Origin of the sequence: Haloferax mucosum ATCC BAA-1512 (assembly GCF_000337815.1) — an archaeon.
Lineage (GTDB): Archaea > Halobacteriota > Halobacteria > Halobacteriales > Haloferacaceae > Haloferax > Haloferax mucosum.
Map to the genome: position 1 here is coordinate 131,590 of NZ_AOLN01000006.1, position 21,106 is coordinate 152,695.

21 protein-coding genes and 1 tRNA gene are annotated in these 21,106 nt (G+C 62.4%); 7 read left to right on the forward strand and 15 right to left on the reverse strand.

Annotated elements, in window-relative coordinates; translation table 11 throughout:
* Positions 1-146: 146 nt before the first annotated feature.
* Positions 147-3,395 carry a carbamoyl-phosphate synthase large subunit gene (gene carB / locus C440_RS03615; RefSeq protein ID WP_008318348.1) on the reverse strand — a complete coding sequence of 1,083 codons (3,249 nt, stop codon included), beginning with the start codon at positions 3,393-3,395 and terminating at the stop codon, positions 147-149.
* Between the two features lie 166 nt (positions 3,396-3,561).
* On the opposite strand from carB, the gene C440_RS03620 reads away from it, so the two are divergent.
* Positions 3,562-4,584, forward strand: coding sequence for a S66 family peptidase (locus C440_RS03620; protein WP_008318350.1), 1,023 nt, complete (start codon positions 3,562-3,564; stop codon positions 4,582-4,584).
* Between the two features lie 74 nt (positions 4,585-4,658).
* On the opposite strand, the gene C440_RS03625 is transcribed toward C440_RS03620, so the two are convergent.
* From C440_RS03625 to C440_RS03635, 3 genes are all read right to left on the reverse strand, one after another.
* Positions 4,659-5,189 (reverse strand): DUF5815 family protein, encoded by a 531-nt coding sequence (locus C440_RS03625; protein WP_008318353.1) that lies wholly within the window; start codon positions 5,187-5,189, stop codon positions 4,659-4,661.
* Positions 5,190-5,275: 86 nt separating this feature from the next.
* Entirely contained in the window at positions 5,276-5,527 is a 252-nt protein-coding gene (locus tag C440_RS03630) for a hypothetical protein (RefSeq protein ID WP_008318355.1), read from the reverse strand.
* 122 nt (positions 5,528-5,649) lie between these two features.
* Positions 5,650-5,880 carry a hypothetical protein gene (locus tag C440_RS03635; RefSeq protein WP_008318358.1) on the reverse strand — a complete coding sequence of 77 codons (231 nt, stop codon included), beginning with the start codon at positions 5,878-5,880 and terminating at the stop codon, positions 5,650-5,652.
* A gap of 147 nt (positions 5,881-6,027) precedes the next feature.
* On the opposite strand from C440_RS03635, the gene C440_RS03640 reads away from it, so the two are divergent.
* On the forward strand, positions 6,028-6,510 hold the full coding sequence (locus C440_RS03640) for a GNAT family N-acetyltransferase (protein ID WP_008318360.1): 483 nt from the start codon (positions 6,028-6,030) through the stop codon (positions 6,508-6,510).
* On the opposite strand, the gene C440_RS03645 is transcribed toward C440_RS03640, so the two are convergent.
* Positions 6,494-7,768, reverse strand: a complete 1,275-nt coding sequence (locus C440_RS03645) for an RNA-guided endonuclease InsQ/TnpB family protein (RefSeq protein WP_008318362.1) — start codon at positions 7,766-7,768, stop codon at positions 6,494-6,496. The genes C440_RS03640 and C440_RS03645 overlap by 17 nt on opposite strands.
* A gap of 313 nt (positions 7,769-8,081) precedes the next feature.
* On the opposite strand from C440_RS03645, the gene C440_RS03650 reads away from it, so the two are divergent.
* On the forward strand, positions 8,082-8,720 hold the full coding sequence (locus C440_RS03650) for a GNAT family N-acetyltransferase (protein WP_241431992.1): 639 nt from the start codon (positions 8,082-8,084) through the stop codon (positions 8,718-8,720).
* A 120-nt stretch (positions 8,721-8,840) separates the two neighbouring features.
* On the opposite strand, the gene C440_RS18120 is transcribed toward C440_RS03650, so the two are convergent.
* The 3 genes from C440_RS18120 to C440_RS03660 all read right to left on the reverse strand — a co-directional run bounded on the left by C440_RS18120 (position 8,841) and on the right by C440_RS03660 (position 9,963).
* Positions 8,841-8,969, reverse strand: a complete 129-nt coding sequence (locus C440_RS18120) for a hypothetical protein (protein WP_004059773.1) — start codon at positions 8,967-8,969, stop codon at positions 8,841-8,843.
* Positions 8,970-9,191: 222 nt separating this feature from the next.
* A tRNA-Ile gene (locus C440_RS03655) sits at positions 9,192-9,265 on the reverse strand.
* 179 nt (positions 9,266-9,444) lie between these two features.
* The gene (locus C440_RS03660; protein WP_008318372.1) at positions 9,445-9,963 is read right to left on the reverse strand and encodes an FxsA family protein; all 519 of its coding nucleotides are present in this window, start codon (positions 9,961-9,963) and stop codon (positions 9,445-9,447) included.
* Between the two features lie 141 nt (positions 9,964-10,104).
* On the opposite strand from C440_RS03660, the gene C440_RS03665 reads away from it, so the two are divergent.
* Together C440_RS03665 and C440_RS03670 are read left to right on the forward strand one after the other, a co-directional pair.
* Positions 10,105-11,754, forward strand: a complete 1,650-nt coding sequence (locus tag C440_RS03665; RefSeq protein ID WP_008318373.1) for a DUF255 domain-containing protein — start codon at positions 10,105-10,107, stop codon at positions 11,752-11,754.
* Between the two features lie 74 nt (positions 11,755-11,828).
* Positions 11,829-12,632 carry a TrmB family transcriptional regulator gene (locus C440_RS03670; RefSeq protein ID WP_008318375.1) on the forward strand — a complete coding sequence of 268 codons (804 nt, stop codon included), beginning with the start codon at positions 11,829-11,831 and terminating at the stop codon, positions 12,630-12,632.
* Between the two features lie 187 nt (positions 12,633-12,819).
* On the opposite strand, the gene mptA is transcribed toward C440_RS03670, so the two are convergent.
* On the reverse strand, positions 12,820-13,746 hold the full coding sequence (mptA, locus tag C440_RS03675; protein WP_008318379.1) for a GTP cyclohydrolase MptA: 927 nt from the start codon (positions 13,744-13,746) through the stop codon (positions 12,820-12,822).
* Positions 13,747-13,926: 180 nt separating this feature from the next.
* Between mptA and C440_RS03680 the strand changes: the two genes are divergently transcribed.
* On the forward strand, positions 13,927-14,253 hold the full coding sequence (locus C440_RS03680) for a NifU family protein (RefSeq protein ID WP_008318380.1): 327 nt from the start codon (positions 13,927-13,929) through the stop codon (positions 14,251-14,253).
* Between the two features lie 196 nt (positions 14,254-14,449).
* Here the strand turns inward: C440_RS03680 and C440_RS03685 are convergent, their stop codons facing one another.
* The 4 genes from C440_RS03685 to C440_RS03705 all read right to left on the reverse strand — a co-directional run bounded on the left by C440_RS03685 (position 14,450) and on the right by C440_RS03705 (position 18,169).
* Positions 14,450-14,845 (reverse strand): DUF7124 domain-containing protein, encoded by a 396-nt coding sequence (locus C440_RS03685; protein WP_193788389.1) that lies wholly within the window; start codon positions 14,843-14,845, stop codon positions 14,450-14,452.
* 144 nt (positions 14,846-14,989) lie between these two features.
* The gene (locus tag C440_RS03690; protein WP_241431983.1) at positions 14,990-15,229 is read right to left on the reverse strand and encodes a hypothetical protein; all 240 of its coding nucleotides are present in this window, start codon (positions 15,227-15,229) and stop codon (positions 14,990-14,992) included.
* A 244-nt stretch (positions 15,230-15,473) separates the two neighbouring features.
* Complete coding sequence (locus C440_RS03695) at positions 15,474-16,715, reverse strand: NAD(P)/FAD-dependent oxidoreductase (protein WP_008318386.1); 1,242 nt, start codon at positions 16,713-16,715, stop codon at positions 15,474-15,476.
* 545 nt (positions 16,716-17,260) lie between these two features.
* Positions 17,261-18,169 (reverse strand): winged helix-turn-helix domain-containing protein, encoded by a 909-nt coding sequence (locus C440_RS03705; protein ID WP_008318390.1) that lies wholly within the window; start codon positions 18,167-18,169, stop codon positions 17,261-17,263.
* A 131-nt stretch (positions 18,170-18,300) separates the two neighbouring features.
* Here C440_RS03705 and C440_RS03710 point away from each other — a divergent pair, with 131 nt between their 5' ends.
* On the forward strand, positions 18,301-18,903 hold the full coding sequence (locus C440_RS03710) for a DUF6149 family protein (RefSeq protein ID WP_008318392.1): 603 nt from the start codon (positions 18,301-18,303) through the stop codon (positions 18,901-18,903).
* Between the two features lie 24 nt (positions 18,904-18,927).
* Here the strand turns inward: C440_RS03710 and C440_RS03715 are convergent, their stop codons facing one another.
* On the reverse strand, positions 18,928-20,412 hold the full coding sequence (locus C440_RS03715; RefSeq protein ID WP_008318394.1) for an MATE family efflux transporter: 1,485 nt from the start codon (positions 20,410-20,412) through the stop codon (positions 18,928-18,930).
* The gene (locus tag C440_RS03720) at positions 20,409-21,068 is read right to left on the reverse strand and encodes a TetR/AcrR family transcriptional regulator (RefSeq protein ID WP_008318395.1); all 660 of its coding nucleotides are present in this window, start codon (positions 21,066-21,068) and stop codon (positions 20,409-20,411) included. Before C440_RS03720 ends, C440_RS03715 begins: the two co-directional genes overlap by 4 nt.
* Positions 21,069-21,106: the final 38 nt, after the last annotated feature.

The following is a 21,106-nucleotide window of genomic DNA, read 5'->3' on the forward strand; positions in this document are numbered from 1 at the left end:
AATAACTTTCGTGGACGCGACAAACATCCTACCGGTGGCGCTGTCGTAGTGAAACCACCGCAGACACTACGCTAACCGGGTAATTTCGGGAGTTCCACAAAACAAATCGAGAATTCCGAGGTCGATGTCGGCGTCGGCGGGCGCGCTTACTTGCCCCAGTCGGCGACGACGCGCGGGCGCTCGGAGACGGGGTGAACGTCGATGTCCTCGTCCGCCGCGCCGCGGGCCTCGACTGCGGCCTTCGCGGAGGCGTACGTGGAGAAGTACGTCACTTCCTCTTCGACGCAGTCGATGAGCGTCTCGCGGTCGCGGGAGACGACGAATTCGATTTCGCCCTCGCGGAGCGACGCGAGCAGGTCGTCAACGTCGCCGGGCGTGAGCACCTCGTAGTACTCGCCGAGCGCGTCGAGGAGTTCAGTTCCGGCCTCGCTGTCGGGGTCGGGGAACTCGGAGTCTGCAAGGTCAACGAAGACCGTTCCGGCCTCCGGAATAGGGTCGTTCGCCGCGGCTTGGGCCTTCTCGTAGGCTTTGCCGAATGTAGTTGCAGTACCCATGACCTCACCCGTAGACTTCATTTCCGGGCCGAGACGCGGGTCCGACCCCGGCAGGCGGTCGAACGGAAGAACGACTTCCTTGACTGACACCTGTTCGGGAATCTGTTCGTCCACGTCGAGGTCCGAAAGCGTGTTTCCGGCCATGACCTTCGCGGCGAGTTTGGCAATCGGGACGCCAGTCGCCTTCGAGACGAACGGAACGGTGCGCGACGAACGCGGGTTGGCTTCGAGGACGTACACGTCGTTCGTGCCGTCTTCGGTCTCTTTGACCGCCAGTTGAACGTTCATCAGCCCAACCGTGCCGAGCGCGCTGGCGATGTCTCCCGTGACTTCTCGTACGCGAGCCATCGTCTCGTCGTCGAGCGAGCGCGGCGGAATCATACAGGCGGAGTCGCCGGAGTGGACCCCGGCGGCCTCGACGTGTTCCATCACGCCGCCGATGAGGACGTCCTCGCCGTCTGAGACGGCGTCAACGTCGAGTTCGACGCCGTCGGCGAGGAACTCGTCGATGAGGATGGGTTTGTCCGGCGAGACGCGAACCGCCTCCTCGATGTACTCTTTGAGTTCGTCGTCGGAGTAGACGACCTCCATCGCACGGCCGCCGAGGACGTACGACGGGCGGACAAGCACCGGGTAGCCGAGGTTGTTTGCGAGGTCGAGGGCTTCTTCCTCGCTCGTCGCAGAGCCACCTTCGGGTTGCAGGATGCCGAGGTCGTCCATCAGGCGATTGAAGCGGTCGCGGTCCTCGGCGAGGTCCATCGCGTCGATGGTCGTGCCGAGAATTTCGCAGTCGAGACCGCGGCGCTGAAGTTCGGATTCGAGCGGATGACCGATGTTGACCGAGGTCTGCCCGCCGAACTGGAGCATCACGCCGTCGGCGTCGATTGCTTCGATAACGTCTGCGACCTCTTCGGCCGTAATCGGCTCGAAGAAGAGACCGTCGGAGGTGTCGTAGTCGGTCGAGACCGTCTCGGGGTTGTTGTTGACGACGTGCGCGTCGATTCCCATGTCGCGGAGCGCCTGCACCGCGTGGACAGAACAGTAGTCGAACTCGACGCCCTGTCCGATGCGGATTGGGCCGCCGCCGACGACGACCACGCTCTCCATGTCGCGGTCAACACGAAGTTCGTCGCCCGCGGCGTCACCCTTGAGCGGCCCGCGGAGATACTCGGGTTGGCGAGCGGAGTAGTAGTACGGCGTCTGTGCGGCGAACTCGCCAGCACAGGTATCGACCTGTTTGTACGTGCGGCCGGGGACGTCCTGTTCGACTTCATCGACGGTCGCGCCGGTCGTCACCGCGATGCTGGCGTTGGTGTGGCCGGCGGATGCGGCGGCGGCGAAGTCACCCTCCGAGGCGGCTTCGACCGATTCGACGACGCGCCCGAAGCGCTCGACGTACCACTCTTTGATGCCGGTGAGTTCGATCACGTCTTCGGTCGTGTAACCGCGTTCGAACGCCTCGAAGATGGCGTACGGACGGTCCGGCGTCGGCTTCACGAGATACTCCGATTCGAGTTCGTCGTCGGAGACCTCGTCCCAGTCGGTGGCGGGGTCGTACTCGGAGGAGCGAAGCGCCTTCAACAGCGACTCTTCGAAGGTCCGGCCGATGGCCATCGCCTCGCCCGTGGATTTCATGGCCGTCGAAAGCTCGAAGTCAACGTCGGTGAACTTGTCCTTGGGCCACCGCGGGACCTTGGTGACGACGTAGTCGATAGCGGGTTCGAACGCCGCCGTCGTCTCGCCCGTAATCTCGTTCGTGATTTCGTGGAGGCGCTTGCCGAGAGCAACCTTCGCGGTCACACGAGCAATCGGGTAGCCGGTCGCTTTCGAGGCGAGCGCGGAGGACCGAGAGACGCGCGGGTTCACCTCGACGACGCGGTATTCGCCGCCGGGCGTGCCGTCGTCGTGCCACGCAAACTGGATGTTACAGCCGCCCTGAATGCCGAGTTCGCGGATGACTTCGAGCGCGGCATTGCGCATCTCTTGGTGTCCCTCGTCAGGGATAACCTGCGATGGGGTGACGACGGTGGATTCGCCGGTGTGAATCCCCATCGGGTCGATATTCTCCATGTTGCAGATGATGATACACGAGTCGTCGGCGTCGCGCATCACCTCGTATTCGAGTTCGACCCATCCGGAGATGGACTCTGTGATGAGCACCTCGCTGTTGCGCGAGAGTCGCAGGCCCTTGCGGACACGGGAGACGAGTTCGTCCATCTCGTGGACGACACCCGACCCGGAGCCACCGAGCGTGTAGGTCGTGCGGGCGATGACCGGGAGACCGCCGACATCCTCGACCGCCGCTTCGACGCGGTCTTCGAGGGCGGTTTCGGTGATGTTGGAGACCTTCTCGTCGGCTTCGAGCGAGATGGTCGTCGAGCGAGGAACCGGCTGTCCGATGCGCTCCATCCGCTGGCGGAAGAGGTCGCGGTCCTCCGTGGCGTAGATAGTGTCCAGTGGAGTTCCCATGATATCCACGTCGAACTCCTCTAAGACGCCCTCCTCCGCGAGTTCGGCCGTGACGTTCAGTCCGGTCTGGCCGCCAAGTCCGGCGATAACACCGTCGGGGCGTTCCTGTTCGATAATCTCAGAGATGGCTTCGGTCGTGATGGGTTCGATGTAGACCTTGTCCGCCATCTCGGGGTCCGTCATAATCGTCGCAGGATTCGAGTTGACGAGGACAACTCGTGCACCCTCTTCTTGAAGTGCGCGGCAGGCTTGCGCCCCCGAGTAGTCGAATTCCGCCGCCTGTCCGATCTGGATTGGGCCACTTCCGATGAGCAGAATCGTCCGGTCCTCTGTGTCCGGTTGAGTTCCGGTTACGGTGTCCTCGTCAGTCATCGTCGCAATCCAATCCGCACATCGTAATAAGTCCGGCGAAAAATTACGAGGTCCGAAACTCGGTTGCGAATTTCGAAACGAACGGCGAACGGCGGCGTCACGGCCGGGGGACGCTCTTTTCAGGGAGTTACGAAGTACTTTTGAGCAAATTAAGAGACATACACTCATGCCATCGGTGTTCACGACCCCACCGCCGCTCGAAGATGGGAGTCAAATCGCTATCGTCGCTCCGTCCCGTCCTATCGACGAGTCGCACCTCGACCGAGCGTGCGCGCGGCTTCGAGACACGTTTTCGCTCGAACCCGTCGTCTTCGAGTCCGCTCGCAAGGACTGGGAGTGGCTTCGAGAGAATCCACGGGCGCGCGCAGAAGACGTCATGGAGGCCTTCGAAGACCCGTCGATACGCGGTATTATCGCCGTCACCGGCGGCGACGACCAACTTCGCGTGCTCCCGCATCTCGACCCGACCAGACTGACTGCCTCGCCGACCCGCTTTTTCGGCTACAGCGACAACGACAATCTCCGACTGTACCTCTGGAAACACGGCATCGTCAGCTACGGCGCGACACTCCACCCGACGCTCACCGTGGACCCGGAGATTCACCCGTACATCGAACGCTACCTGAACCGCGCGTTCTTCGAGCGCTCGCTCGGCGTCGTCGAACCGGCCCCGGAGTGGACCGACGAGTGGTTCGACTTCGACACCGGTGAGCCGCGAGACTGGCGCGACAATCCGGGGCGGACGTGGCACGGCGAAGCGCGCGTGACGGGACGACTCTGGGGCGGGAACTTCAGCATCGTAAAGTGGCACCTCCAAACCGACCGATTCCTCCCGCCCGCCGACGAACTCGACGGGACGATTCTCGCCCTCGAAACGTCGGAAGACGTGCCGTATCCCCGCGAGGTTCGATACACCCTGCGGACGATGGGCGAACGCGGCCTGCTCGAACGGTTCGACGGTCTCGTGATGGGTCGCCCGCGGACACACTCGCCGGGATTAGAATGGGAGCCACCGGCTGACTACGGCGAGCAACTCCGCGACGAGGTGCTGTCAGTCCTCGCCGAATACAACCCCGAGGCGACGGCGGTGTTCGACGTCGAATTCGGCCACGCCGACCCGAACGTCCCGCTTCCATTGGGTGCGAAGGCGACGCTGGACCCGACTGTCGGTCGGATTCGAATCGAGTGAGCCGGTGAAAACGACGAGAAAGGCGGGCTTCGGGTTGTTTTAGACGGCCGCGCGGCAGGCGACGCGTCCGCGCGTTACATGTACGGTTCGGGGTCGATGTCGCGTTGGGCGCGGTACTGTTCGACGAACTCGCTCACGTCGAATTCGAGCATCTTCGATTCGAACTCGGAGACGACGCTGTCGTCGTCGGCGTGGCTCACCGCGTGTTCCATGAGTTCGACGACGAGTTCGACGATAATCTCGTGCAGTCTTCGAGAATCGAAGTCGGTCACCCAAACGATGCCCGTGCCGATTTCACCGTCGTCAGAGACGTCCTCGGAGACGACGGCTTCGGGAAACTCTTCGAGGACGATTCCCATGAGGTGTGCCGTGCCGAACTCGGGCATGTCGTCGCTCGTCGTCTCGATGGTCTCCTGGAGGATTTCGACGAGGAATTCGGGGATGAATCGGTCCGGTGGGTGGACGTCCATGACGACTGCGTGGGTGTCGCCGCACGGACAGTCGAACTCCCGTTTGCCCAAGTCGAGTTCCCGGACGCGTTTTTGTTCGCCACAGGGCAACTCCAAGACGGCCCCGCGACCGCCGGGAACGCGCGGTTCAGACATACCCGTGGGTTGCGGTTCTCGCCGTTTAAACGTCGCGTTCTGTCGAATCGGCGGCGGAAAAGGATGGTTGGTCGGCGGCGCGGCGCTCAGCGGTTGCCCGAAACGTAGAGCACGGGACCGACGATGAGCAGTGTCACGCCGAAAAACAGGTAGTGAGGCTTGGCCAGCGTCACCGGCGTCAACAGGAAGATAAGCCCGAAGACGACGGTGTTGACGCCGAGGACGCGGCGGGACTTCAGCGGCAGTGCTCCGACAGTCGATAGAATGAACACGAGCAACAGCGCCTGCCCGATGTTGTAGTCGAGCAGGAAGGTGTCTATGAGCTGAAGGGGAAGCATTCTTGTTTTCTCGGTCGGTTCGAATCGACTATCAAAGTTCCGTTATTCTCGCTGGAACCCCGCGCCTCCGACCCATCATATAGGGGCGTCCCGGTCGTGATGGTGAGTCCACCCTCGAATCGTTAGGGGTTCTGTTCTTCCGGGCCGGTGATATCGAGCGGTCGAATCCAACCGAACCAGACGAGAAGCACCATTCCGGCGTAGCCGAGGGTGAACACGACCATTCCGAGCGTCGTGTATCCCGCGTTGCCGAGGTACCACCGCGCGACGCCCGGAAGGACGACACCGAGGGTCACGACGGCGATGAGGAACAGGTTCCCGCGCGTGAAAAACGACTCCTGCGTCTCGCTCATGCGTTCACGTCAGGACCGCGGGGACGTGAATCGTGCGGTTCTCGGTTCGGCGAGCCAGCGAGCGGACCTCAGCCGTGTGCCCCTCGCATCCATAGCAGTGCGATTCCCGCACCCAAAGCATATACCACCCGCCAACGCACCGCGGTTATGCATCTTCGACCTCTTCCTGACGAGCACCGCGAGCAGTACGGCGACGTTCTCAACTACGCTTTCCGACCCGAAGCAGGACCCGACTGGGACGACAACCGAATTCCCGACCCCGAGGGGCACCACCCGCGAGGGTTCTACGACGCGCCCCCCGACACACCCACAGCGGCCCTCGGTAGAGACGACCTCGTGACCGTCTGTGCCTTTTACGACTTCACAGCGCGCGTCCGCGACGAGTGGCATCCACTTCCCGATATCTCGGCGGTCGCGTCGCCGCCGCACACGCGCCGACAAGGTCACATCGCCTCGATGCTCGACGAGCTTTTGGTCGAGTTACGCGACACGGGGCGCTATCTCTCGGCGCTGTGGCCGTTCAAATACGAGTTCTACCGCCGGTTCGGCTGGGCGACGGCGATTGACATCCTCCCCGCCCTGAAGGGCGAGGATTCCCAACCGCGTTGGGATATTAAGATTCGCGGTTAGCAACCTGTTCTCGTGGGGCGAAAACACCCTCACTACGGTCGAACAGGTGAACCGCTGGCTGTGCCAACCAGCCGTTATCCCTATCACCGCCATCCGTGGCGAGACTCGGGAGTACCTTTTGTCGAATATTCTCCGCACCATTCACGTCCGCGTTCGCCACCGTATCGCACGCTTCACACACGTACAGGCCACGTTCAACTCGCTGACTATCGTCGGTGTGGCCGCACGCCGAACACGACTTTGACGTATCGCGTTCCGACACCAACGCCACGTCGATACCTTCCGCTTCTGCCTTGTAGTCGAGAAGCGTCGTGAAGCGGTCGAACGCCCACCCGTGCAAGTCGAGATTGCCGTGGTCGCCCCAATTCCGAGGTTTGCCGTCCTCGTCGTCTTCTCGGATGCCGCCAAGGTCGCCAACGACAAGCGTACCGACACCTCGTTCGGTACACTCCTCAACAATCGCTTTCGAGAGTGCGTGTAAGAAGTGTGTCCGGCGACCAGTACGCTTCCGGTCAAGACGAGTGGCCTCTCGGGACGAAGAATCGTCGCACTTGGCTTTCTGTTTCGTGAAGTAGTATTCGTCCTCTTTGAGTGCGCCACCGGGGTACAACACCGATTCACCACCGAACGAGACGGCGGCAAAGTTGCAAATCCCGAGGTCAACACCGGCCACCTCATCGCCCGATGGTTCCGGGTCGATAGTGGTGCGACAGACGAACTGGAGTCGCCACTCGTCGCGCTTGTAGACGGCGCGAACCTGTTGGATGTCCCACTCGGTCAGGTCAACATCGGGGCGAGTCTGGTACTCACACAGGATGAAGTCCGACCGGTGGTCTTTGAGGTTGCGTCCTTTCGAGAGGCGGACACGGGTGAACTGTGCGTCGTGCTTGAAGCCAGCCGCTTTGAACGACACGGTTGAACGCGGGTGGGAGTCTCCGTTTTTGCGGTAGCCGGGCGGTCGGGCACGGTCGTCGCCGTTCCGACGCTTACTGAACCAACCGTTGAACGCTTCAGCGAGTTCTTCGAGAACGCGCTGACTGGATTGAGAATGTAAGTCCGTGTAGCGTTCGTGGTCTTTGAGTTCGGTTTTGAGTTCCCCGTCGTCGGGAATCTCGCCCGTTTCGTCCCACCGTTCTTGTGCGTAGTAGCGACCGACGTTCCAGAGTTTGGAGGCGGCCCATCCGAGTTGGTCAAGGTCGTCACGAACCTGTTGCTGGTTCGTAATGGTGGCCTCGAAGGTTCGGATGGTTCGGCCCATTTTCTGGCGTCATAACTGGTTATGAATGCCGTTTTATTAATGGTGTCGGTTGGCGTGGAATATCCAACCGTGCCATCGAACGTGGCTAGTGGAGGAGTTGTCGGCTGTATCCCCGCCCTGAAGGGCGGGGTTTTAGCCTTGCAACTTCCATAACTACGCACAGACGACGGTCCCGCCCGAGGAGCTTTCGACGGTCGTTCCCGACCCGGACGGCGAGTTCGTTCGTCTCGACGGCGACGACTGTGACCGGCTCAAACGAGTCCACGCGAGCGTCGCGGACGAAGCCCTCGCGCTCGACCGAACCGAGAGCTGGATTCGACACCGTCTCCTCCGCGGGCGCGAGAGCGACCCCTACGCCTACGGCTGGGAGCGGGACGGCGACCTCCGAGGCTACGTCGTCTACACCGTCAGCGGCGACTTCGACGCGCGGACGCTCTCTGTCCGCGAACTCGTCAGCGTCGATGCCGACGCACGGGACCACTTGCTTCGGTTCCTCCGCGACCACGACTCGCAAGTGACGGAGGTCGTCTTCGAACGCGAACACGAGTCCACTCGCCTCATCGACGTACTACCCGACCCCCGGGCCGCGACGGTCGAAATCAAGCCGGGGGCGATGGTCCGAATCGTTGACGTTCCCGCGGCACTCGAAGCCGTGTCGCTCCCCGAGACGGTCTCTTTCGACCTCGCTATCGAGGTGACCGACGACCGGTGTGCGTGGAACGACGACACGTTCCGCGTCGTCGCTGACGCTGGAACGACGACCGTCGAAAAAACCGACGTCAACCCGGATGCGACGATCGAAATCGGCGCACTCTCGCAACTACTCGTCGGTGCGCGGTCGGTTTCCCGGGTGGTTCGAACCGACCGTCTCTCGGTCACCGGTTCGGACGCCGCAGACGCGCTCGATTCAGCCTTCACTCGACAGGACGTCTTCCTCCGCGAAGGCTTCTAAGACTGACGAGCGCGGTCGCTACGACGGTGAAAACAAGCTCGCCGCGAAATGAGTTACTGCGGCGAGAGAGGTTGATACTGACCGCAACGCGGTCAACCCGGGAGGACTTCCGATTCCTGCTTAGTCGCCGGGCGTGTTACCACGCTGGTAGCGACCGACCATCTTCCACATCGCCGCGTCGAGATCGTCGCCGTCCGCGGCGGACTGGAGCTGGCGGTACAGGTGTTCGGAAACGTCGATAGTTGGCATCACCAGCACGTATGTCGTGTGTGACTTTAATACTACTGGAATACGGAACTGAGTAAATTTGTTCGGTGTCGTCGAAGAGATAGGGAGAAATCAGCCGTTCGCTCTGCGATTCAAATCAACCGAGATAGGGAGTTCTGTTCGGGTGTAGTTTCGTCAGAAGTTGGGTGGCCGGGGAGTTTCAGCCCCTAGCTCGCATCGGCAACGAATCGTTACCGATGTGAGTGGGCCAACGCGGATTTGAACCGCGGGCCTCCCGGTTATCAGCCGAGCGCTCAACCTGACTGAGCTATTGGCCCAGGTAAGCGCATTCACTGGTTGTGCGCTGTTGATTTTAAGACTTTCTTTTCGAGCCAGCGTTGGTGCGTGTTAGTGCATGTCGGCTTCGTCGGTCGATTCGCGGGTCGGAACCGAGAGCGAATGACCGGACGGCACAGCGGGCGCTCACGACGAGACAAGACGACAAGAGGAGAGCAGTTTATTCGGAGTCCTGTCCACCGAAGCGGTACGAGTCGGGGTCTGCGTCGTAGACACCGTCGCCGCCGCTCCCGCCACCGCCCTTTGGAGCATCGTCCTGTGGGAATCCGGCAGTCCAGACGTTGCCGGTGACGAACCCGTCGGCCCGCTTGTCGAGGTACGGTTTGACGACGAACCGTTTGAGCACCTGTCGAATCGGGTAGCGGGTCACCGGAATGGCGAGGAGGAAGCCGATCGTGTCGGTGACAAGCCCCGGCGTGAGGAGGAACGCACCCGCCGCGATGAGCAGTCCGCCGTCCATGACCTCGTTCGTCGGGAGGTCGCCGCCGGCGAACTTCGATTGGAGGCTCCGGAGCGTGTGTCGCCCTTCGGCGCGGACGATGAGCATCCCGACCAGACCGGTCAGGACCACCAACGCGACGGTGGGCACGGCGTTGATGTAGTCCGCCACGACCACGAGCAACAACGCGTCGGAGAAGGGGATGAGGAGCAAGAGCGCAATGAGCGTACGCGTTCGCATACGCGCTACTACCGGGTCACGGCCCATAGCCCTTTTGTCCCGCCTGCGTGAGCGGGCGAACGCCCGCGAACCCGCAGACGAAAGCGATGCGTGCGGCGTGGCCTCGAAGCGCTTACCCGCATCCACCGCGGACGTGGGAGTATGACCGACGAGACACGCGTCGAGTGGCGGCCGTGGGGTCCCGACGCGTTCGCCGAGGCGCGAGCGGCGGACAAGCCGATTTTACTGTCGCTTTCGGCGACGTGGTGCGAGGATTGTCACGAGATGGACGCCGAGACGTACGCAGAGCCGCGTATCGCCGCGAATCTCAACGACGGGTTCGTGCCGATTCGGGTGGACGTGGACCGTCATCCGCGCGTCCGCGAGCGGTACAACATGGGCGGGTTCCCATCGACGGTCTTTCTCGCGCCTGACGGCCACCCGATTACGGGCGCGACGTTCATCGGTCCCGAGGGAATGCGACAGGTCATCGACCGCGTCCGTGAGGTGTGGGAAAAGAAAGGCGCGGACGCCGGGCGAACGCCGCGCGCGCTCGCCGGCGACCTGCCGCCCGCGGGGGATGTCTCGCCGCAGATCGAGGCGCACCTCGCCGGGCAACTGGAAGTCTCGTACGACGACGCACACGGTGGGTGGGGCGATGCCGCGAAGTTCCCACTCCCCCGGACCGTCGAGTTCGCGCTGAAGCGCGACAGCCAGCGCGCGCTCCGGACGCTCGATGCGATTCGTGACGGACTGTTCGACCCCGTCGAAGGTGGCTTCTTCCGCTACGCCGACGACCCGGCGTGGTCGAAACCGAATCGAGAGAAAACGCTCGAATCAAACGCCGCGCTCCTCCGTGCGTTCGCCAACGGCTACCGCTACACTGGCGAGGACGCCTACCGCGACCCGGCCGTCGAGACGGCCCGGTTCCTCGTCGAGTCGCTGTGGACCGGGACCGGATTCGGCGGGAGCATGGGACCTGCCGCCGGGACGGACTACTATCTCCTTGGCGAAGACGGCCGCGAGAACGCGCCGGGACCGCGGACTGACCTCACAGTCTACGCTGGTGGCAACGCGCTCGCAGTAGACTCGCTTTTGGTTCTCAGCGGTCTCACGGACAACGAGGAGGCGCGCGAGTACGCGACCCGCACCCTCGACCGAATCGGCGAAGACCTCGTTGACGGCGGCGTCGTGACGCACTTCAACACGGGCGGCGACAGCGGCGAATCGCGCCTGCTCGAAGACCACGCGCGTGTCGTCACCGCGGCCTGTCGCGCCCGACAAGTACTCGGAGACGGGCGCGTCGCCGGCCAGCCGTATCTCGACTTCGCCGCGGCGGTCGCCGACACGGCAATCGACGACCTGTTCGTCGATGGCTCGTTCCTCGACGGGCCGTCGGACGGCGAAGCACTGCTCTCGTCGCCGCTTCGGCCGCTCGACGGAAACGTGGAGATGGCGAACGCGCTTCTCGACCTCGCCGCGCTCACGGGCGACGAGCGTTACCGCGACGTCGCCAAAACGACCATTGATTCGTTCGCCGGCGCGTGGGACCGAATCGGGGTGCAGGTCGCCGAATACGGAACGGCGTCGGCCCGCCTCCTCCGCGACCCGCTTCTCGTCGAGGTCGGCGGTGAAGCCGGCTGTGACCTCCATCGCGCCGCGCTCCGAGTCGCAGACCACGAAGCGCTCGTCGTTCCCGATGCGGACGTTGCCGACAACGTCGCCATCGTGAGCGCTGGCACCGCGTCGGTAGAAGCAACCACTCCCGATGAGTTGATGCAGGCTGTCTCGTCAGTGACGCCCGACGCCTGAGTCGAATCAGTACCAACGGTTCTCGTGTGTAAACATCCGGTTTGTTTATAACGAAGAAACGAGACGGACGGTGCATGACCAGTCTTCGAGACCTCGGGTTGTCCGAGTACGAAGCCCGCGCGTACCGCGCACTGCTTCGAACCGGTGCGACGACGGCCAAAGAGCTGTCGCGCGCGAGCGACGTCCCGATGGGTCGGATTTACGACGTGCTGAACAGCCTCGAACAGTATCACCTCATCCGGAGTCAAGCGGCGAGTCGCCCGAAAAAATACGTCGCCGTCGAACCCGACACGGCGCTCGACCGGCTTCTCGAAAGCAAGCGCCAGGAGTTAGAAGAGAAAGCAGAGCAGTACGAAAACGTCGTCGCGGAGTTGACGGATGAACTCGACGCCGCAGAGCCGGTCCACGACCAGTTCTGGACGGCGGCGGTCGGCGCGGACGAGACAGTTGACCTCCTCGTCGAACGGCTTGCGGCGGCCGACGAGACGCTCGTGATGGTCGCTGGAACGCCGTCACCGCAGTTCGACCTCGGCGCGGTCGGAGACCTCGTCGTCGAAGAACTCGAAGCCGCCCTCGAACGCGGCGTCGAAATCTCGCTTCTCATGTCGCCGGACCTCGTGGACAGCCTCCCCGAGAGCGTCGGCCGACGGTACATGAACCGACTGTCGAAGCTTCCGAACTTCCACGTGCGGACGGCGGAGAACCTCACCGGCGTCTTCAACCTCATCGACGACGTCGAGGTCTGCATCGAGGTTCCGAACCCGCTCGACCCCGGACAGGCGTTTGCGATGATCGACCTGAAGGACCCCGAGTTCGCCGCAGACCTTCGGTCTACGTTCGACCCGCGGTGGGAACAGGCCGCACCGCTTCCGCTGTAGGTGTCTTCGACAACACACTGCTGTTCTTGTGGGTTCTCGCGCCGCACCGTAGTCCGCGGTCGTCACACCGTCGATTCTGCGTTGCGTTGTTTCTGCGGTCGGTCCCGTGTTGCGCTGTTTCTGCTGTCGCTTTTTCGACCGTCAAAACGGAGACGAAAGCGCGACCGATAGAAAGACCGCGTCGGGCTTAGACGTCGAGTTCGTCGCGGAGTTTCCCAAGCGTCACTTCGCGCTCGGCGTGGGCGTTGTGCTGGTGAATCGACTCGTCGTTCGACTGTTTCATGTGGACCACCGCATCGTCGCCGAGATGGTCGAACGCATCGACCGACAGTTCCGCCATCGTCCGAACGCAGTCCTCGACGAACTTCGCGTTCGCGTGGGCGTGGTACGTCATGTGGTCTTCGTCGGGGCGCTTGGCGAGGTTGTAGATGCGTGCCGACATCGAATCGCGGGCGATGTCGATGAGGTCCATCAAGTCAACGTCGGGTGACCCGTTCGTCTCGACAGTGAGGGTCGCGTGGCCACGCTGGGAGTGTCCCGGTTGCGGGACTTTGTCGAGGAACGCTTCGATGGTGTCGTCGTCAACGGAGAGGTCCTGTAACACGTCGCGGGCGCGGGAAGCGGACATGCCCTGCGAGCAGGGACAGACCGTCATCCCGACGACTTCCGCACCGATCTCTTCGCGGGTTCCCTCGTCGGTCGCCGTCGCACTGGCGATGATTGTCGCGGTGCTTTGCGTGGAGAGACCGCTCGCGGGGGTGTCTTCGCGGACGACGAGTTCCGCAGTCATGCTGACCTCGGCGGTTGACGTGTAGTCGTGTTTGGCGAGGAGACGTTCGGCGGCGTCGCCGCACATGTCTTCGACACGGTATGCGGGCTCTGAAACGGCCGCTTCGAGCACCTCGTCGATGACCTGCATGTTCCGGCTCATGTCGATGCCCTTGCGGCCGCCCGGCAGATCGACGAAGACTTCGAACTCCGCCATCAAGACGAGGGGACGCTTTCCGTCACGGGCGATCTTGACGAGCTTTTCGACGCCTGTGACGCCGACTTGGCTCAGCCCGACGGTCACGTCCGGTTGAGAGGCCTGAACGTCAGGCAACTGGTGACTCATCGGCGAGTAAGAAGTGCTGTTGCCGATTAGTGCTTTCGATAGGGGAACATCGACACGTGTCAAAACGGCACCGTACGCCGGATTTTCGGTACAGTATCGACCGTATGACGCTCGCTATCGAGGGACCCACAGGGACCGAGCGACACAATCTATATGGCCAATGTCAACATACTACGTGATATGAGTGCCGAAAGCCTCGAACGACAGACCCGAAGCTATCTGAGCAACAACGTACCGCAGATACAGGAACACGGCGGCTTCTTCGAGATACAGGACGTTGACGACGAGAGCGGCGAAGTGACCGTCGCTATCGGCGGTGCCTGTTCAGGGTGCGGCATCGCGCCGATGACGATGAACGCTATCAAACACCGACTGCCCGACGACCTCGACGACGTGTCGAAAGTGAACGTGACTCGGGCGGGCGGGCCGCGTGCCGCGGTGATGCCGACCAAGACCGAAGAGATGGAGGAGATGGAAGAGTACAAAGACTACTCACCGCCGTTCTGAGCACCCCTCACGGAGACCGCACCGGTTCTGCCGCGGTGACCGCTCACCGCGACACTGCCGTCTCTCGTGCGAAACGTACCGCTGTCAGTTGTCCGAAGTTCGTTCCAGACGCCTCGGAACACGTGCTATGTACCGAGACGAAAGAGAGAAAGTGCCGTGAGAGACGCCGTCGTCGGCGCGCGCGTCTCGGGTCCGGTTAGGGCCAGTCGTCGCGGCCGTCGTCCTCGAAGGGGTCTTCGACCGGGCCATCGTCGCCGGCGATAGCCCATTCGGCGGCCTCGGCGGCGTCCTCGACGGGCAGGAACTCCCAGCCCGTTTCTTCCGCCATCTCGCGGTCGTCGTCGGTCGTGCCGATGAAGACGTGTCTATCGGTGTCGAACTGGCGCATCACGTTTTCGAGGCTCTCTTTGACGCCGCGCGGTCCCGAGAAGAAATCCTGGCGGATGCGCTCTTTTCGAGTGAAGTTGGTCACGACGTAAGTGGGCTTTTCGCTCACCACGCCGACGTACTTCGTCCATGTCCGGGCGTCAGAAAACGCCGCGTTCGGGTCTGCGAGGTGCTTGAGCGCCTCTAATTCGAACGCGAGCGTCATCGTCCCTTGTCCGCCACCTGCTGCCATACCCGCCGATATGCGGCGACGCGTGGAAAACCACTTCGGTCCTTCCGTCGGCGGTGTGACTCGCGGCTCGACACAACTCACGTCGAACGGTGGCGCGCTACGAGAACTGACGAGCGCTCACTGGATACGAAGGTATTCGGTAAATACGACGATGTCGCCGCGCGAGAGGCGCGTAGTGGAGGGGTCGATATCGAGTCGTCCCGTCGGCGTCGCGGTCGAAAGTGCGACCTGCGTCCGTTCGCTCAGTTCGTCGAAGTGGTGCACGCGAGCACTGCTGGGAACATCGCTGACGGGCACGACGGTCGGCGGCGTAGTGACGTCTGCAACAGACGTTGGCTGTCCATCTTGTGATGACATGTGATAACACACATCAGTAAATAACATAAATGTTTGGTGTATTTCATTCCCGGACCACGGCGGGCTACAGGTCGCTATTTCCGGTCCGGCAACGTGTGCGACAGGCGAGAAGAGCGCGGGAGAAACGAGAGAAAAACGCGGTCAGAGTCCTGTGTGAGCCAGTCGAAAGAGCCAGCCGAAAGAGTCAGTCGAGACGGGCGAAGTCGCGGCTGGCCGAGGTTGAAAAGACGAGGGTGACGACCGATTACTGTTCGGCGGCCGCGCCTTCGAGGTCGTCGAGTTCGAAGTCCTGCTTGACGAGGACTTCCTTCTGCCCGCTGACGTCAACCTGTTCGCGCATAAGCTTCTTATACTTCGTCTGCGGCGAGAGGTCGCCGATGAGGACGCCGCCGACGATTTTGCCGTCCTTGATGGCGAGACGCCGCCACTCGGTGTCGGAGTACTTGGCTTCGACGTGGTCGTCGCCGAGAGTCGGGTGACCGAACGAGAGGAACGGGAAGTCGAAGTGCGTGATGGAGTACGACGAGACCCAGCGGAACTCCTCGGAGCCGTACTCGACCATGTTCTTGGCCGCGATGGTACCTTGTTCCTTGGCGGAGCCCCACGCACCGTTCTGTGCGCGCTCGCCGAGGATGAGGTCGTGGAACTCGGTGATGTCACCGGCCGCGAAGATGTCCTCGTGGTTCGTGCGCATGTACTCGTCGGTGTGGATACCGTTGTCGTAGTCGATACCGGTCCCGTCGATGATTTCGGTGTTGAAGTTCAGACCGATAGCGATGCCGACGAAGTCGGCGTCGTAGTGGTCGTCGTTGGGGTCAACGGCGGTCGTGACGTGGCCGTCGTCGTCAACTTCGAAGTGGTCTACGCCGGAGTCGAAGACGGGTTCGACGTTGCGCTCGCGGAGCGCGTTGTGGATAATCTCTGCGCCGTCCTGCGAGAGCGCGTAGCGCCACCACGCCTTGCCGCGCATGAGGTACTTGCCTTCGACGTCCTGTGCGGCGGTGATGGCCGCGAGGTCGATACCGAGAAGGCCCGCACCGATGACGACGGAGTTGTCGGCCTGTTCGATGTGGTCTTTGATGTCGCGGGCGTCCTGGAACGTCCAGAAGTGGTGGATACCGTCCGCGTCGGAGTTCTCGACGGGGAGTTGCGTCGGCGTGCCACCGATTGCGAGGAGGAGTTTGTCGTAGTCGAACTCGGTCCCGTCGTGAGCCGTGACGGTGTGTCCTTCGGGGTCGATGTCCGTGATGAGCGTGTTCAGGACGAGGTCCACGTCGCGGTCGTCGTACCACGACTCTTCGTGAATGGAGATGGGTGCTTCGGGCAGTTTGCCTTTGGCGAATTCTTTGATCAGAATACGATTGTACAGCGGTTCACCCTCGTCCGTGATGATGGTGATGTCGGCGTCGGGTTCCTCTTCGCGGAGTGTCTCAGCCGCTGAGGCCCCGGCGATACCGTCGCCGACGATCACGTACGATTGACTCATGACCCGACGTTTGTATTCGGGGTTAATGTGGATTGCTATCTCCCTCATGATTGTTCAACAGTCGAACGCGGCCCTAAAACGGACTCTGCGCGCGAAACAGCGGTGTTAGCAGTCTCGCATCGCGTCCGGACACCCACCGTCAGTCGTGGTCTGCTCGGGGGCGCGAAGACGGGTGAGGAATCCGCGAACGGCCGCCTGAACGTCGTTCGTGCGACGACGACTCCGACCGGACAGGGAGCGCGAGCGTCACTGCGAGGAACCCACTGACCACCCAGAGAACAACGCGACCACCCCGAGTGACGGAGCAAACGACGCGACGACAGTTGCCACTACTATCGCGGGAACGGTACCGAGAACCGCCGCAAGCGCGAGAAACACCGCCTCAGCCACCGTGTTAAATCCGTTCAGTGTCGTGTCAGGTGCGTCGAGACGCACCAAATGAATGTCGTAGGTCATCGCCGGCATCCTCACTGAGACGAACGACTCCACTCACCAAAATGGCAATGTAAATGATATTTTTTGTGAACAGAGTTACGGTATCGTTCTTATGCAACCGCTTCGATAGATTCGACAGTCGAATCGGTCACGACGAGCGTCTCGTCGAGGGCAACGACGAGTGCGTCGCCGCCGTATTCGATGCGGACGCGGATGCGCCACGGGTCGTCCGAAACCACGGTGAGGGCGTCGTCGCCGACGACCCACGGGAACTGCCAGAAGGGCGTCCCACACACGTCGTGGCCCCGTGAAGAGAGGAATCCGAGGACGGTCGATTCGTCCAGCAACACGAGTCCGACGGGCGAGACGGCTTCGTAGCCACACTGCGCACAGCGGTGGCTCACGACCACGTCGAGGTCGAACGGGCCAGTGTCGCGGGACAGCGAGGTTTCCGTCGTTCCGCCGCACTCCGGGCAGACGCCGTCGGCGGCGAGACAGTGGAGGTGTCGAACGCGCTGGTCGAACGCCGACAGGAGTGCGTCCGACGAGCGGCCTTCGAGCCCGCCGGGTGGGAATTCCTCGTGTGCGTGAACTCGCGCGCAGTCGGCACACGAGATGGTGAGTTTCTCGTCGCCGTAGTCGGCTTCGAGCGACCCACCGCACGAGACGCACGACCCGGGCGCGGAAAACGCTGGCAGGACGGGGTCCTCGTTGAACGTCCCCGCGAGGACGGCGCGGACGACCTTCTCACCGGCGTGGCGGAAGTCGTAGCCGTCGTCGGTCTTGCGGACGAACTGGCCCCGAAGCTTTCCGAGGTGGTAGTTGAACCGAGCGCTGTCGTCTACGCCGACGCGGCGGCGGAGGTCGGAAAACGAGACGGGGCGGTCCGGCGACTCCCAGAGCGCTTCGAGAATGGTCAGTCGCGTTTCGTCGGCAACGATTGCGAAGGCCTCGGCCGGTGAAAGACAATCGTCGCAGTCGAGGACGGAGTCCTCGCGGACGGATGCGGAATCACTCATATGCGACGTATGTGGACCAATCGCATTAAAATAGGTCGTGAAATCTCGTTTCGTATTGCGGGGGACATGTCGGTGGGTCGCCATCGGGAGACGTGGTCTTTAGGTGTATTCGACCCTAAGCCGACGACGAAATGAAAATTCGCCAAAACATTCGTCATTTTGCGACGAAGAAGGCTCTCACGATGCCGGTCATCGGCGACATCGCCACCGAGAAGATGGTGAATCTCCACGTCCGCATCTTCGGCGAGCGCGCGGATGCCGACCGCCGCGAGGAGCGTGAGGACCACATGGCGGCGTTCTTCGAGTGCACGTTCGACACCTACCTCGCGGCGCTGGACGACGGGTTCCCCGAGGCCGAGGCCCGCGAGATAACCCACGTGCAGGCCAACTTCGACTTCTACAACCACGGCTGGACCGAGATGATGGAGATACCCGTGGACGAAATCGAGACCCACTACGAGCGCTACGAGGAGTTCTTCGAGCGCTACGACATCGACATCGCCAACCCGCTCGGCTCGTTCCGCACCATCGACATTCCGGACGCGCCTGCGACGCTGGAGAAACTCGACGAGCCCGACCATCCGCACGCGGAGGCCGGCTTCGACGACGACGTCTATGTCGAAGACGACCACGGCGACGTCGGTGTCGGCGGCGCGGACGAACCCGAAGACGTAGACGTTTCTGCCGCACCTGGACTGCAGGACGTTGACAACGTAGACGAAGAGACCGTCTAAAAGTAGCCGCGGGCAGTCGTTTTGTTAGTCGTCGGTCGGCATGGGCGGGCCGACATCGACGACACTGTCTTTCCACGTTCCGCGCGTGAACCACGCCAAAGCGAGTAGCGCCGACCCGACGTTCGAGAAGGCGATACCGTACCAGACGCCAGTCGGACCCATCGAGAAGAACTCGACGAGCACGAACGACGCCGGGATTCGCAGTACCCACAGCGAGATGAGCGAGAATACCATCGCCGTCCGGGTCGAGCCGCTCCCGCGGAACCCGCCGTTGACGACGTTAAACGCTCCGAGGAACAGGAACGTCGGACCGATGATTTGCAGGTAGTCCACACCGATGGCGATGACCTCCTGTTCGCCGGGGATGAACACCGAGACGATAGGCTCGGCGAACAGGTACGCGACACCAGTGACGAACACCAGCGCGGTGGCGATGATGCCGACAGCCCAAAACACCGCGTGTTCGGCGCGCTTGGGTTGGTCCGCGCCGAGGTTCTGCCCGACGACCGTTGAGGTCCCCTGTGCGAGACCGATTGCCGGCAGGAAGACGAGCGAGTTGAGGCGGTTTCCGATACCGAACGCGGCGACCGCGGTCTCGGTACTTGCGCCGCCGGCGTTGACCGCGGCGTAGGCGACGAGCGCCGTGAGGGCGGTCACGCCGAGCGCGCGGGTTGACTGCTCGATGCTCGACGGTGCACCGATACGGACGATTTTCTCGACCATCTCGCGTTCAGGGATGAGGTCGCGCGGCGAGAGGCTGATACCGACCCGTCCCGAAAGCAGGAGCCAGAAGCCGACGAGCGCGCCGACACCGCGGGAGAACACCGTGGCGATGGCCGCGCCCTGCACGCCGAAGCCGGTGAAGCCGGTCGCGGCGAAAAGCGACTGCCCGAGGCGTTCGAGACCGAGGAATCCGAATATCGGGTTGCCGTTGAATCCGAGGATGAGAAACGGGTCGAGAAAGACGTTGATGATGACGCCGAACGCCATGAGATACATCGGTGTCTTGGTGTCGCCCCACCCGCGGAGCAGTGCTTGGAAGATGAAAAAGCCGAACATGAACGCCACCCCGAGGAAGATGGTGCGCGTGTATTCGACCGAGAGACGGTGGACTTCGGTCCCGGGTGTCGTCCCGATAAGCGGGAGCAGTATCGGCGTCAAGAGATAGCCGATAACCGCGAATCCGGCAGACAACAGGATGACGAATCCGAGCGTCTGCCCGGCGGCGCGGTCAACCTCGTCGTGGTTTCCAGCGCCCTTGTTCTGGGCGACGAGGACCGTCCCGGCAACGGTGAACCCGCCGCCAAACGAAATCATGAGGAAGACGAGAGGCCACGAAAACGACAGCGCCGAGACGGCCTCGGAGCCGACGCGACCGACCCAGAAGGTGTCGGCGAGGTTGTACGCGACCTGCATAATCTGCGAGAAGACGAGCGGGAGCGACAGGACCAACATCGGCTTGACGAGGTCGCCGTCAACGAGGTTGACGTCCTTCGCCTTCGCGCTCATTCGTCACCTCCGTCGCGGAGGAGGTTCGAAACGACGAACTCGTCGAGCGCGGCGCGGACCTCCCGCGGCGCGGCGCGTGCCGACTGGTTCGCCTCCGCGTCGGCCGACGGCGTCGCCACGGAGACGCGCTGGAGGCGCGCGCCGTCGAGCGCGGCGAACAGAAGTGACGCGGTTCGTTCGGCGTCAACGTCGCGGAAGATGTCCGCTTCGATGCCGTCGCGGATGATGTCGGCGAACCGCTGTCTGATGACGTCCTCGTTTCGGTCGAACTGCTCGCGGTACGCCTCGACGTAGGGCGCTTGCATCCGCAGTTCGTTCAGCGCGAGACCGAAGCGGTCGTAGGTCTCGTCTTCGTCCTCCTCGGGGACCATCTTGTCGAGCAGAAATTCGAGGCGCTCGTCCGGTGCGTTCCCTTCCGTCGATTCGACCCGCTTTTCGAAGCGGTCGAGCAGGAAGGCGAGAAACGCGGCGAGCAGTTCGTGTTTCGTCCCGTAGTGGTAGTGCAGAAGTGACTTGCTCTTTCCCGCCTCGTCGGCGATTCGTTGCATCGTCAAGTCGGCGTACCCGTGGGCGCACAGCGCCCGATAGGTCGCCTGCATCAGTTCTTCGTGGACCTCGTCGGGAACCGACTGGTCCGGCGTTTCGTCGGTACTCACTAACTGACTGGTCAGTCAGCCACTTAAAAAGGAGTTTC

Bases quoted from the DNA above. Each gene is read 5' to 3' on its own strand.
- carB (WP_008318348.1), bottom strand. From the start codon at position 3,395: ATGACTGACGAGGACACCGTAACCGGAACTCAACCGGACACAGAGGAC.
- C440_RS03620 (WP_008318350.1), top strand. From the start codon at position 3,562: ATGCCATCGGTGTTCACGACCCCACCGCCGCTCGAAGATGGGAGTCAA.
- C440_RS03625 (WP_008318353.1), bottom strand. From the start codon at position 5,189: ATGTCTGAACCGCGCGTTCCCGGCGGTCGCGGGGCCGTCTTGGAGTTG.
- C440_RS03630 (WP_008318355.1), bottom strand. From the start codon at position 5,527: ATGCTTCCCCTTCAGCTCATAGACACCTTCCTGCTCGACTACAACATC.
- C440_RS03635 (WP_008318358.1), bottom strand. From the start codon at position 5,880: ATGAGCGAGACGCAGGAGTCGTTTTTCACGCGCGGGAACCTGTTCCTC.
- C440_RS03640 (WP_008318360.1), top strand. From the start codon at position 6,028: ATGCATCTTCGACCTCTTCCTGACGAGCACCGCGAGCAGTACGGCGAC.
- C440_RS03645 (WP_008318362.1), bottom strand. From the start codon at position 7,768: ATGGGCCGAACCATCCGAACCTTCGAGGCCACCATTACGAACCAGCAA.
- C440_RS18120 (WP_004059773.1), bottom strand. From the start codon at position 8,969: ATGCCAACTATCGACGTTTCCGAACACCTGTACCGCCAGCTCCAGTCC.
- C440_RS03660 (WP_008318372.1), bottom strand. From the start codon at position 9,963: ATGCGAACGCGTACGCTCATTGCGCTCTTGCTCCTCATCCCCTTCTCC.
- C440_RS03665 (WP_008318373.1), top strand. From the start codon at position 10,105: ATGACCGACGAGACACGCGTCGAGTGGCGGCCGTGGGGTCCCGACGCG.
- C440_RS03670 (WP_008318375.1), top strand. From the start codon at position 11,829: ATGACCAGTCTTCGAGACCTCGGGTTGTCCGAGTACGAAGCCCGCGCG.
- mptA (WP_008318379.1), bottom strand. From the start codon at position 13,746: ATGAGTCACCAGTTGCCTGACGTTCAGGCCTCTCAACCGGACGTGACC.
- C440_RS03680 (WP_008318380.1), top strand. From the start codon at position 13,927: ATGAGTGCCGAAAGCCTCGAACGACAGACCCGAAGCTATCTGAGCAAC.
- C440_RS03685 (WP_193788389.1), bottom strand. From the start codon at position 14,845: ATGACGCTCGCGTTCGAATTAGAGGCGCTCAAGCACCTCGCAGACCCG.
- C440_RS03690 (WP_241431983.1), bottom strand. From the start codon at position 15,229: ATGTCATCACAAGATGGACAGCCAACGTCTGTTGCAGACGTCACTACG.
- C440_RS03695 (WP_008318386.1), bottom strand. From the start codon at position 16,715: ATGAGTCAATCGTACGTGATCGTCGGCGACGGTATCGCCGGGGCCTCA.
- C440_RS03705 (WP_008318390.1), bottom strand. From the start codon at position 18,169: ATGAGTGATTCCGCATCCGTCCGCGAGGACTCCGTCCTCGACTGCGAC.
- C440_RS03710 (WP_008318392.1), top strand. From the start codon at position 18,301: ATGAAAATTCGCCAAAACATTCGTCATTTTGCGACGAAGAAGGCTCTC.
- C440_RS03715 (WP_008318394.1), bottom strand. From the start codon at position 20,412: ATGAGCGCGAAGGCGAAGGACGTCAACCTCGTTGACGGCGACCTCGTC.